The organism is Corynebacterium glaucum (genome assembly GCF_030408855.1).
GTDB lineage: Bacteria > Actinomycetota > Actinomycetes > Mycobacteriales > Mycobacteriaceae > Corynebacterium > Corynebacterium glaucum.
The window spans coordinates 135,750-147,643 of record NZ_CP047358.1 but is presented as its reverse complement, the minus strand read 5'-3'; the positions used below and the strand labels follow the sequence as shown (position 1 = coordinate 147,643).

At 66.4% G+C, this 11,894-nt stretch carries 10 protein-coding genes; 9 read left to right on the top strand and 1 reads right to left on the bottom strand.

Going from position 1 to position 11,894, the window contains the following annotated elements:
* Positions 1 to 12: 12 nt before the first annotated feature.
* Positions 13 to 1,278 carry an aspartate kinase gene (locus tag CGLAUT_RS00705; protein WP_290185680.1) on the bottom strand — a complete coding sequence of 422 codons (1,266 nt, stop codon included), beginning with the start codon at positions 1,276 to 1,278 and terminating at the stop codon, positions 13 to 15.
* Positions 1,279 to 1,370: 92 nt separating this feature from the next.
* Here CGLAUT_RS00705 and CGLAUT_RS00700 point away from each other — a divergent pair, with 92 nt between their 5' ends.
* The 9 genes from CGLAUT_RS00700 (at position 1,371) to CGLAUT_RS00660 (ending at position 11,885) form a co-directional block, all read left to right on the top strand.
* Positions 1,371 to 2,219, top strand: a complete 849-nt coding sequence (locus CGLAUT_RS00700; protein ID WP_095659034.1) for a DMT family transporter — start codon at positions 1,371 to 1,373, stop codon at positions 2,217 to 2,219.
* A gap of 69 nt (positions 2,220 to 2,288) precedes the next feature.
* Positions 2,289 to 3,260: an ABC transporter ATP-binding protein gene (locus CGLAUT_RS00695; RefSeq protein WP_095659033.1), complete on the top strand. Its 972-nt coding sequence runs from the start codon at positions 2,289 to 2,291 to the stop codon at positions 3,258 to 3,260.
* The gene (locus CGLAUT_RS00690; RefSeq protein WP_095659032.1) at positions 3,257 to 4,084 is read left to right on the top strand and encodes an ABC transporter permease; all 828 of its coding nucleotides are present in this window, start codon (positions 3,257 to 3,259) and stop codon (positions 4,082 to 4,084) included. Before CGLAUT_RS00695 ends, CGLAUT_RS00690 begins: the two co-directional genes overlap by 4 nt.
* A 21-nt stretch (positions 4,085 to 4,105) precedes the next feature.
* Positions 4,106 to 5,311, top strand: coding sequence for a sensor histidine kinase (locus CGLAUT_RS00685; protein WP_095659031.1), 1,206 nt, complete (start codon positions 4,106 to 4,108; stop codon positions 5,309 to 5,311).
* Positions 5,308 to 5,958: a response regulator transcription factor gene (locus CGLAUT_RS00680; protein WP_095659030.1), complete on the top strand. Its 651-nt coding sequence runs from the start codon at positions 5,308 to 5,310 to the stop codon at positions 5,956 to 5,958. The genes CGLAUT_RS00685 and CGLAUT_RS00680 overlap by 4 nt, the downstream gene beginning before the upstream one ends.
* Before the next feature lie 89 nt (positions 5,959 to 6,047).
* Complete coding sequence (locus tag CGLAUT_RS00675; protein WP_095659029.1) at positions 6,048 to 7,154, top strand: HNH endonuclease signature motif containing protein; 1,107 nt, start codon at positions 6,048 to 6,050, stop codon at positions 7,152 to 7,154.
* Positions 7,155 to 7,501: 347 nt separating this feature from the next.
* Positions 7,502 to 9,343, top strand: a complete 1,842-nt coding sequence (gene leuA, locus CGLAUT_RS00670) for a 2-isopropylmalate synthase (protein WP_290185672.1) — start codon at positions 7,502 to 7,504, stop codon at positions 9,341 to 9,343.
* Between the two features lie 183 nt (positions 9,344 to 9,526).
* Positions 9,527 to 10,771: a hypothetical protein gene (locus tag CGLAUT_RS00665; protein WP_290185669.1), complete on the top strand. Its 1,245-nt coding sequence runs from the start codon at positions 9,527 to 9,529 to the stop codon at positions 10,769 to 10,771.
* A gap of 49 nt (positions 10,772 to 10,820) precedes the next feature.
* The gene (locus CGLAUT_RS00660; protein WP_290185667.1) at positions 10,821 to 11,885 is read left to right on the top strand and encodes a DNA polymerase III subunit epsilon; all 1,065 of its coding nucleotides are present in this window, start codon (positions 10,821 to 10,823) and stop codon (positions 11,883 to 11,885) included.
* The last annotated feature ends 9 nt before the right edge of the window (positions 11,886 to 11,894 follow it).

Below are 11,894 nucleotides of genomic sequence, written 5' to 3'. Positions count from 1 at the left end.
GTCATTTTCTCCTTAGCGGCCGGTGCCGGCGTAGACAATGGCTGGTTCGTCGCCGCCGAGCTCGAACTTGGTGTGGAGGGCACGCGCAGCCTCCGCCAGATCGTCCTGGCGCACGACGGCGGTGATGCGGATCTCGGAGGTGTTCATCATGTCGATGTTGATGCCCGCGTCGCGCAGCGCCTCAGTGAAATCCGCGGTCACGCCCGGGTGCGACTTCATGCCAGCGCCGACCAGTGAGACTTTTCCTACCTGGTCGTTGTAGGCGATGTCTTCCCAGCCCTCGGCGTCCTTCATCGCGCCGAGCATCTCCAGCGCCCGGTCACCGTCGGCGGTGGGCAGGGTGAAGGTGATGTCGGTGGTGTTGTCCTCGATCGAGGAGATGTTCTGCAGCACCATGTCGATGTTGATCTCGGCGTCCGCGAGCGCGCGGAACACCTTCGCCGCCTCGCCCGGCACGTCCTTGATGCCCAGGATGGTGATCTTGCCTTCCGAGTTGTCGGTGGCCACACCGGTGAGAACTGCTTCTTCCACGGGGATATCCTCCAATGCTCCGGCAATCAGCGTGCCGGGGTCGTTGCTGTAGCTCGAGCGCACCCGCATGGGCACGTTCCATGCGCGGGCGTACTCCACGCTGCGCAGCACCAAGATCTTCGAGCCGCTCGCCGCCAGCTCCAGCATCTCTTCGAAGCAGAGCTGGTCGAGCTTGCGGGCGTCGCTGACAATGCGCGGGTCCGCGGTGTAGACGCCGTCGACGTCGGAGTAGATCTCGCACACGTCCGCCTTCATCGCGGCCGCCAGCGCCACTGCGGTGGTGTCGGAGCCGCCGCGGCCCAGCGTGGTCACGTCTTTGGTGTCCCGGTTCACGCCCTGGAACCCGGCAACAATGGCCACCTTGCCCTGGTCCACGGCCTCCTGCACGCGGCCCGGGGTGACTTCGATGATGCGCGCGTTGCTGTGGCGCTCGGTGGTGATCACGCCGGCCTGCGACCCGGTGAACGACTGCACGTCCGCACCTTGTGCGGCCACCGCCATCGCCACCAGCGAGTTCGAGATGCGCTCGCCGGCGGTGAGCAGCATGTCCATCTCGCGAGCGGGCGGGTTGGGGTTGACCTGCGCAGCGAGGTCGAGCAGTTCATCGGTGGTGTCACCCATTGCGGAGCACACCACCACCACGTCGTTGCCCGCCTGCTTTGTCGCCACGACCCGCTCCGCTACCGCGCGAATGCGCTCAGCGCTTTCCAGCGAGGATCCGCCGTACTTCTGCACGATCAGGGCCATGTGGTCAACACACCTTTCTGGATGAAACAACGCTGTAAAAGTTTAGCGTCTCTTCACTCTGGTCACACAGCAGCCCGCTAATATCATGCGCCGTGCACAGCAACCTCCTCGCGAGCGCCTTCGCGCTGATCTCCGCCGTACTCATCGCGGTGGGCACGGTGTGGCGCCACCGCATTCTGCGCGCCGGCCAGTCGCGCTCGGAGGCGAACACCGCGCCGCTGAAGTCGCTGAGCAACCTCAACTGGTGGCTGTCCATGGGCATCGCGTTTGTGGCCTATGTGTTCCAGGCGGCGGCGCTCGCGTTCGGTTCGTTGCTGGTAGTGCAGCCGATTCTCGTGCTGTCGCTCATGCTCACGCTGCTGTTGTCTTCGCGCGTGGAGCGGATGCCCATGTCGCGCGCGGAGGGGTTGTGGGCGGTCGTGCTCACCGCGTCGGTCGCGGTTGTGGTGGTCGTCGGTCACCCGCTGCCCGGCACCCGCGAGGTCGCCGCGCGGGAGTGGGTTGCGGTCATCGTCCTCGGCATCTTGGTCACGGCAGGAGCGTTCGCGTTTGCTTCTCGACGCCCCGCCGCCACCAAAGCCCTCACCTACGGCCTCACCTGCGGCGCGATTTATGGGTACCTCGCGGTCTTTGCCAAGGTCGCCATGGACGTGCTGACCCACCGCGGGTGGCTCGCCATGCTAGCTAGCTGGCAGTTCTGGGCCGTGATCGCTACCGCCGTCGCCGGCATTGTGGTGCAGCAGTACGCCTTCGGCGCCGGCGATCTGGCCACTTCGCTGCCCGCCAACAAAGTCGCCGAGCCGATGGTCGCCCTCGCGCTGGGGTACACGCTGCTCGGGGAGGAATTTGACGTTGGGGGTTGGGGATTGGCGTTGATGGGGGCGTCGATAAGCATCATGCTTCTTTCGGCTGTGAAACTGACGCGGGCCTCCCTGCGATGACTTTTGTCACGGCAGATTGCTGACATCCGCCTCTACCAGCGCCGACGCCCACCCGGCACGCTTGGAGGCATGGAAAACGCAATCGAAGTGAGGAATCTGAAGCGCGATTACGGCGGCTTCACCGCGGTGGACGGCGTGAGCTTGCACGTCAAACGCGGCGAGGTCTACGGGCTGCTGGGCACAAACGGCGCCGGTAAAACATCCACGCTGGAGGTGATGGAGGGCCTCGCGCGTCCGACCGCGGGCGAGGTGCGCGTGCTCGGCGGCGACCCGGTCGCGGATCGCGCGCGGGTGCGCCCGTACACCGGCATCATGCTCCAATCCGGCGGCCTCCCGCAGGCACTCACGGTGGAGGAAACCCTCACCATGTGGGCTGGTACATGCTCGGAGCCATTGCTTATCGACGACATCTTGCGCGACGTCCAACTCGACCACCGACGCAATGTGAAGGTGGGGTCCTTATCCGGCGGCGAGCAGCGGCGCCTGGATCTGGCTTGCGCGCTGGTGGGCGACCCGGCGGTGTTGTTCCTCGACGAGCCGACCACCGGCCTGGACCCCGAGTCGCGCCGGCGCGTGTGGGAGCTGCTCGGCGGGCTCAAGGACCGCGGCGTGACCATGGTGCTTACCACCCACTACCTCGAAGAAGCCGAGCGACTGTGCGACCGCATCGCGATCATGCACCGCGGCCGCATTGAGATGGAGGGCACCAAGGCGGAGCTGACCGACACGGTGGCGTCCGAGATCGCATTTTCGCTTCACGACGCCGCGCCGGGTTCGCCCGACCTGCCCCCACTGCCCGACCTCCCCGGCACCACCACGCACCGCGCCGGCGGGCGCGTCACTATCTCGACCTCGCGCCTGCAAGACGACACCTTCGCGGTGCTGCGCTGGGCGGACCAGCACGGTTTGGCGCTTGACGAGTTCGCCGCCCGCCCCGCGAGCCTCGAGCAGGTGTTCCACAACATCGCCGGCGCTGGAGCCGGCACTGGAACCGGCACTGAAGCCAGCACTGACACCCCCACCGGAAAGGAAGCAGCATGACTTCTGTACAGACCTCTCCCTCCCCGACTGCGTTGCCTGAGCGTGGCGGTGGGGCGTCGATAAGCAGACTGCGAGCGTTGGGCCGAGCTGAATGGCTGCAATTCACGCGCAACCGACTGCTGGTGATCCTGGCGCTGCTGTTTCCTGCGGTGCTGCCGCTGTTCGTGTGGGTGGTGGGTGATCAATCGGTGGGTTCGACCGCGGCCGCCGCGGAGATTTTCATCCTTTTTGCGCTGGCTTTTGGGTTATATTATCCGGCGCTTTCAATGGCGGTGACCAGGCGTGATGAGAAAGTGCTCAAGCGGCTGCGCACCGGCGAGTCGCGCGATTGGGAAATTCTCACCGCGATCTGTGTGCCTCTTGCGGTGGCAATGCTCGGGCTTACCGTGGTCATTGTGGTGGCGTTTTCGACGATGTCGATGTTCATACCGATCGAGCCGCCGGTGCCGCACGTGTGGCCGGTGAACCCGCTGTTGATGCTCGCGGTGATGGTCCTGGGCATCGCGGTTTCCCATGGGCTGGCACTGCTCACCAGCACGTTCACGGCGAATGCGGAGAACGCGCAGATCACCTCCATGCCGGTACTGATACTCATGATCCTGTCGCAGTCCACCTTCCGCGAGCTCATGCCCGAAGGCGTGGCCAATGTCCTGGATCGCACCCCGTTTGCGCTCGCGATTGACTTGTTCCGCGAGGGCTGGATCGGTGAGAGCTTCAGCGCAACGCTTGCCGACTCCTGGGTGCAGCTGCTCATCCTTGCCGCGTGGGCTGTGGTGCTGATCTGGGGCGGGTACAAGTACATGCGCTGGGAGACGCATCGCTAGGCGCTACTGTTAAGGGCCACCATGTCAATACCCCCGACTCCGCCTGCACCGCCAGCACCGCCAGCACCTGCGCCCCGCCCGGCCAAGCGAACGACCTGGCGCAACATGGACTACTCGGCACGCTTCTTGGCAGTGAACCGGTGGTCCATAGTCGGAGCGCCGTGGTTTGTCATCTCGGTGATCGCGTTCAATTCGGTTGTTCGAGCCCCACACTGGGGACCAGCGCTGTTCGCAGGCGTCGCAGTCGCGTTCGTGTCCTGCGCCGCCGGGTCGGTTGCCCTGCACACCAACCCGAAACTGCGGCTCGAACCGCACCCACACGGCGAAGCGTGGCTGCGGATCGGCCTCGTGGTGCAGCTGGCAGCGCTGGCCGTGAGCTGCGCGGTCGCCGCGCTGGCACCGGGGACGTACACCTGGGGTGCCGGGACGGCCGCGCTTGGCATCTACTTCATTATTCTCATCGCCTACCTACCGTTTGTGCGTCACAGCGTTGCCTTTTCGGCAGCATTGATCGTGGCCGCCGCGGTGACTGTCGCCACCGTCGCTGGCGGAAACTTCGCGGTTGTGCTGGTGGCATACAGCGTGGCGTTCGGAGCGATGGCGCCCATGACCTTGTGGTACTCCCGCGCGATGATTGAAACGGAGCGCGCCCGCCAGCTTGAAGCGAAGCTTTCCGTCGCCGAGGAGCGCCTGCGCCTCTCTCAGGACCTGCACGACACGATGGGCCAGCACCTCGCAGCGATGACCATCAAGACACAGCTCGCTCAAGCCCTTGCCGCACGAAATGACCCGCGCCTGACCGACGAGCTCACCGAGCTCCACCAGCTCACCCAGACCGCGGCCGCCGACATGCGCCACGTGGTCAACCGCTATCGCACCCCCGACCTCGCCACGGAGCTCGCCGGCGCGAAGCAGGTGCTCACCGACGCCGGCGCCACCGTCACCATCACCGGCACCAGCGCCGACGTGCCCGCCCACCTGCGCGAGACCGCCGCCTGGTTCGTTCGGGAGGCCGCCACCAACGTGCTGCGCCACTCCCAAGCCACGCAGGTCACCATCGAGGTCACTCCGGAAGCCATCACCGTCACCAACGACCACCCGGAACCCTCCGATCGCCCCGGCGCCGGGCTCGAGGGCCTGCGCCACCGCGCCGCAGCACACTCCGCGCACCTCACGGTCGAGCAGTCCCCCAACAGCTTCACGGTCGCGCTTAAGGTAGGCGCATGATCACCGTCGCTTTGCTTGACGACGAAACCTTGGTCGCCAACTCCCTCGCCACCCTGATCAGCCTGGAGGACGACATCGACGTCGTCCACGTCGCCTACTCGGCTCACGAATTCCTCACCTGGTGGTCCACGGTTTCGGACAACCCCGAAACCCGCCCCGACGTGGTGGTCACGGATTTGCAGCTGAGCAGTGATCACAAAGGCGATTCCAACAGCGACGTGGATGGTGCCGGCATGGACGGCGTTGCCGTGGCTGCGCGGATCGATGCCGGGGTTGTGGTGGTGACGAGTCACGCGCGGCCGGGCGTCGTTAAGCGAGCGCTTGCTGCTGGTGTGCTGGGGGTGCTGCCGAAGACTTCCTCTGCCGAGGACTTTGCGGCGGCGATTCGCGCGGCGCACGCGGGCAAGCGGCACATCGACCCCGAGCTGGCGGCCGCGACCATTGCTGCGGGCGACTCGCCGCTGACCGAGCGCGAAGCCGAGGTGCTGTTGCTGGCGGGGCGCGGCGGCTCGATCGACGCGATCGCCGAGGCCGCACACCTCGCGCCCGGCACGACGCGGAACTACGTGTCTTCCGCAATTGCCAAAACGGGAGCGGCGAACCGCTTCGAGGCCTACACCATCGCGCTTGAGCGCGGGTGGCTCTAGCGGGTGCGGGCCGGTTCCATCTGACCTGCACATTATGATGCGCGTGCGAGGGGTTCCGGCGGGGCGCGCGGCGGGTTAGCGTTCGGAGCATGACTTCGTTTGCTTCGTTCCTTCAGGCCATGTCCGGCAGTGTTCTGGACACGCTGGCCGGGTTCGACAAGCAAGCAGCACTCGACGCCGGAATCGAGCCCGGCAAGGTTCGGGATTGGGCCAAGCTTTACGACGTCTACGTCGCCCCCACCACCGCCCACCGCCAGCAAGCCCGCGCGGTGGATCTCGTGCGTCGCGGCACGTTTTCCCTGGACCAGCTGGCGTTGATCGAGCGGCGGCTGGACGCGGTGGGGGCGCGGGAGCGAACACGCACCCGCCTCGACGTGCTGGAGGAGCTGGCGGCGGCGCGGCCGGGATCGTACCAATCGTTCGCGCGAATGCTGAAGCGGCTGGTGCCGGTGGAGCAGGTGGCGCCGAGCGACGGGGCGTCGTTTAGCCGCTCGCGCATGGGCAAGCGAACGGTGACTGTGACTGCCGACGAGCGCGACATCGCGGACCTTGAGCATGCCGTGACCCGCGGGATTGACCCGGATCGGCCGGCCGGCCCGCAGCTGGCAGCCAACTTTGTGCGGATCATGCGCGGTGATGGCTCGCAGGCTGGCGTGCCGTGCGCGGCGCCGCAGCCGCTGGTGCTGGTGCCCGCGCCGGAGCTGGCGAAGGTGCTGAACGACGAAGCTGACCCGAACGAGGTCCGCTTCGGGCTCACCGACGGCACGACCATCACGGGTGCCGAGTACCTGGCCCGCTACTTTTCCAACCCGGCGTACGGGGTGCGAGTGGCGGTGTTTCACGCAGAGGACGGCGCGGTGAACCTGTACCGCGGCGAGCGTTGCGCGAACGAGAAGCAGCGCGTGCTGGCGCGCGCCGCGAACCCGGTGTGCCCGGTGCCGGACTGCCGCCACGGCGCCGACTCTTGCGAAGCGCACCACATCGTCGCGTGGAAACACGGCGGCGAGACAAACATGCGCAACCTGGCGATGCTGTGCCGGTACCACAACCGCACCAACGACGATGACACGCACCGGAAGCGGCGCGGCCGGATAGAAAACGTGCGCGGGGCGCCGACCTGGGTGTCGCCGCGGGGATACGCAGTGCCCAACAACTACCACCCGTACGGCGCGATGCAGACGCTGTTCGGCCGGTAGCTCGGCCCGTAGCTCGACCGGCGGTTCGCCCGCGCGCATTTGCCCGCGCGAAATCGGCCGCGCGAAATCGGCCGCGCGCATTTGCCCGCGCCGAGAATTTTTGGCAATCCTTGTGCCGCAGCCGCGCCAGTTGTGTAGGCTGCGTCACATGTCGCAGCGAGCGCTTCTCCTTCTACGCCGCGGCGGGAATTAGGCTCTGATCAACCCCGATCAACCACACGGCCGGCACCCCGTCGCGGATGTAGTGCTTGCCGGCCGTGGCCTAAACTTTGCTCCAGAAGTGAGCACCGCGTCGAAGGATGTCGAAGGACGTCGAAAGACGTAGAAGGACATAAAAGGACTCTGCAATGACTAACCCCAACTCCAACGACTTTTTCGCGCCCCGTGAGATCGTGACCCCCAATGGGCCACGCAACGAGGGCCAACCGAGCTGGAACAAGCAGCGCGGCTCGCAAATGCCGGTAGACCGCTACCAGCCGTTCGCCGTCGAGGTTGAAGACATCACGCTGCCGGATCGCACCTGGCCGGACAAGAAGATCACGGTCGCTCCGCAGTGGTGCGCGGTGGACCTGCGCGACGGAAACCAAGCGCTGATCGACCCGATGAGCCCGGAACGCAAGCGTCGCATGTTCAACCTGCTCGTGGAGATGGGCTTCAAAGAGATCGAGGTCGGCTTCCCGTCCGCCTCGCAGACCGACTTCGACTTCGTGCGCGAGATCATCGAAAACAACATGATCCCGGACGACGTCACCATCCAGGTGCTGGTCCAGGCGCGCGAGCACCTGATCCGCCGCACCTTCGAGGCGTGCGCGGGCGCAAAGAACGTCATCGTGCACTTCTACAATTCGACGTCGAAGCTGCAGCGCGAAGTGGTGTTCCGCAAGGATCGCGAGGCGATCAAGAAGCTCGCCACCGACGCTGGGGAGCTCATCTTGAACATTGCCGACGACTACCCCGATACGAATTGGCGCTGGGAGTACTCTCCTGAATCCTTCACCGGTACGGAGCTGGATTTCGCGCTTGAGGTCTGTGACGCAGTCGTCGACACTATGGGTGCAACCCCTGACAACCTGATCATTTTGAACCTGCCGTCGACGGTGGAAATGATCACCCCGAACGTGTATGCCGACTCGATCGAGTGGATGCACCGCAACCTGGCGAAGCGCGACTCCGTGATCATCTCGCTGCACCCGCACAACGACCGCGGCACGGGCGTGGCGGCGGCCGAGCAGGGATACATGGCTGGTGCGGACCGCATCGAGGGCTGCTTGTTCGGCAACGGCGAACGCACCGGCAACGTCGACTTGGTTACGCTCGCACTGAACATGCTCACCCAGGGCGTTGACCCGCAGCTCGACTTCTCCGATATCCAGAAGATCCGCCAGACGGTGGAATACTGCAACCAGCTGCGCGTGCCAGAGCGCCACCCGTACGGTGGCGACCTGGTGTTCACCGCGTTTTCCGGCTCGCACCAGGACGCGATTAACAAGGGGCTTGATGCGCTGGCGCAGAAGGTGCGCCCGGGCGCGTCGTCGACCGACGTGAAGTGGGAGGAACTGCGCGAGACCGTCTGGGAGGTGCCGTACCTGCCGATCGATCCGAAGGACGTCGGCCGCACCTACGAGGCGGTGATTCGCGTGAACTCGCAGTCCGGCAAGGGCGGCGTGGCCTACATCATGAAGACCGACCACGGCATCAACATGCCCAAGGCGATGCAGCCGGAGTTCTCCGCGGTGGTGCAGAACATCACAGACACCGAGGGCGGCGAGGTCAACTCCAAGAACATGTGGGACATCTTCGCCTCCACCTACCTGGACCTGGATTCTCCGCTCGAACTGGTCGACTACGAGGTCACCGGCGCGGTTGCCGACGATGACGATGCGGCAGTGCGCGCCACCGTCACCTTCAACGGCGAGGAGCAGCAGATCAACGGCACCGGCAATGGTCCGATCGCCGCGTTCGCGAACGCGCTGGAGTCGCTCGGAATCGACTTCGAGGTGCAGGACTACTCCCAACGTGCGCGCACCGCGGGCGACGACGCCGACGCGGCCTGCTACATCTACGCCGACATCGACGGCGCCTCCGCATGGGGCGTGGGCATCGCAGGTTCGACGACGCGCGCGTCGCTGATGGCGATCGTCTCCGCGGTGAACCGCGGGCTGACCGAGGGCAAGGCTGGCGGCATCTAGCCGCGGGGGTGGCGCCCCGGGGGCAGGAATGACAAATAGGCGATCCGAATCCGACCTATTCGTCTCGCTCCTGCCAAGGAACAGTTGTAATGTAAACGCGGATAAGTAACTACACATGGCCATGGGAGGTGACGACGCATCCGCGCTACGCCGTATGTGATTCCAGACCATGGCCTGGGGGCTGTGCGCAGTGTCTCCGCCATTGACCTGGATCGGGTGATCGTCGCCTACCTCCTCGAGTCCGCCGGCAGCAAGGTCGTTGACCTGCCCGCGACGCTCCTGCCGCGCGCCAACAGCGCAGGGTTTGTCATCGAGAGTGACAATGTCGTGCTCGGAGCAGTCAGCACTGACGACGCCCGTGAGTACCCCGAGCTCTACCAAATCATTAACACCGGCCTGGTCCCCCAGGTCACGGTGCGTGCGACGCGCCTCGATGCGGTCAACTCCGAACTCTCCGTACGCCTCCCGCGCCCCGGCCTGCTGCTGCCGGAGAACCAGCCGCCGAGCGAGCCGTGGGTGTTCCTCGAGCCAGGCCGCCCCACCGACGTCTTCTACACCGAGGACGCGCCCGAGGCGCTGGAGATGGGCCGCAAGCACGTCCTTACCACGGTCGGGTTCGACGACGTAGATGACGTTGTGGTCCGGCTCGACGGCCACGAGGTCGCCCACCTCGATCCGGCCACCAGCGCCGCGCTGGAACCGACATTGCGTGCGCTCGAGCGCCGCGGCCTCACCGCCGTCGCGCGCGGCTACCACGCGCCAGTCGGCGGGCAACCACAGCTGACCATCACCGTCGGCCCGGTGGATGTCGATTTCGTCGATGAGTTCCCCGCCATTTCCCCGCTCCCGGGCCTCGACGCACTGACCCGCCCCGGTTTCCTCGCCGACCCCTCAGTTACCTCCTCGTTCTCCCCCATCAAGCCGGTCGCCGAGCCTGTCGAAGTGCCCAGCGAGCAGCAGTACGAGGCCGACGAGGAAGCCGCCGCGGCCGCATTCGCCGCCGAGACCGAGGACACCGCGCCCACCGACGTGCGCAACCACCGCACCAACCTCATTATCGGCGCAGTGATCACGGTTGCCGCGCTCGCGCTCATCGTCGCCGGTGCCCTCGTGCTCGGACAGCAGACGCAAACTGACGACGACAATTCGGTGACCGTGATCAACCGCGACGAGTCCAGCGACCCGTCGACCACCGCCCCGCCCGCAACGGTCCCGCCCGCCTCCGTTCCGCCGGCCAACGCCCCGGCGACTGGTGCCCCGGCCGCTCCCCTCGGGACTGCTCCGCTGACGGCGCCTCCGACGGCGCCTCCGTCGGTGCCAGCAACAGCTCCGCCCAACGTCCCGCCCAACGTGCCGCCCACGGCTGCACCACCCGCTGCGCCTGCGAGCGCCCCGGCAGGGGCTGCGGGGGTGCCGGTAGGGCGGTAGCAAGGGGGCGTCGATAAGCGAAAAGCCCCTGGCAGCTAAGATGCGAACAATGACCGCCCCGAACGAGCCAGCCCACCCGTATGTGGTGCTGAACGCGCAGACAACCGGGATTCACCCGGGGACTGGGCGCCTGCTCACGCTCGATGCGGTGACGTTCAACGAGGCCGGCGAGATCGGCGAGGAATTCCACCAGGTGTTCAACCCTGGTTGCGACCCCGGGCCGCGCCACATCCACGGGCTCGAGGTCGGCGACTTCGCGCAGGCACCCCGGTTTGCTCGCTCGTTGCGCACCCTGAACAAGCTTATCGACGGCAGGGTGCTCGTCCTTTATGACTCCCCACGCGATTGGGGGTTCGTGGTTTCCGAGGCGCGGCGGGCGATGAACGCGGCGGCCCGAGCGAACCGTTCCCGGCGCGGGAAGGGCAACCGGCGGCGCCAGCGGGTCGGGCACGTGCCGCGGCCGTCGAGCATGGTGGACGTGCTGGGCAGTGCGCGGCTGCAGGGGTTTGTGCCGGTGGATGCGCGGCTGCAGGCGGTGGCGCCGGCGCTGGGTGTCGGGGAGCCGAGCAACGCGGGTGCGGGTGCGGGTGCGAGTGATGCGGCGGCGAACGGCGCCGGTGCGAGGGCGGACCGCCACGAACTCGAGCAGGCGCGCATGCGGGCGAACACCTTGATGCTGATGCAGCTGTTCCTGCAGCTACGCGGTGCGGGTGCGCTGACGGAGCTGGATCCCAGCGAGCTCACCGCCGACGCGTTCGGGCTGCAACGGAGCCACGTGCGCGTCGACGCGCAAAAAGCGGGCGCGGCGGCCGAGAACCCCGGCGTGTACGCCGTAGACGCGGGCCTGCATAAGGGCATGGAAGTGGTGGTCACCGATGACGTGGCCGTGCGCCCCGACACCCTCATTGACGCCGCGGTGCGCGCTGGGCTGACCTACTCCGAGAAGTTGTCACGCCAGACCTCGCTGGTGGTTTCGGACGCGCAGGTCAAAGGCGTGGAGCTGCGTGGCAAGGCGATGCACGCGCACCGCAAAGACATCCCAATTCTCTCCGCCGAAGAATTCACGCGAGCCGTTGCCGAAATGGAGTCCGGTTCCGGCGCACGGCCGGAGTAACGTAGGCCG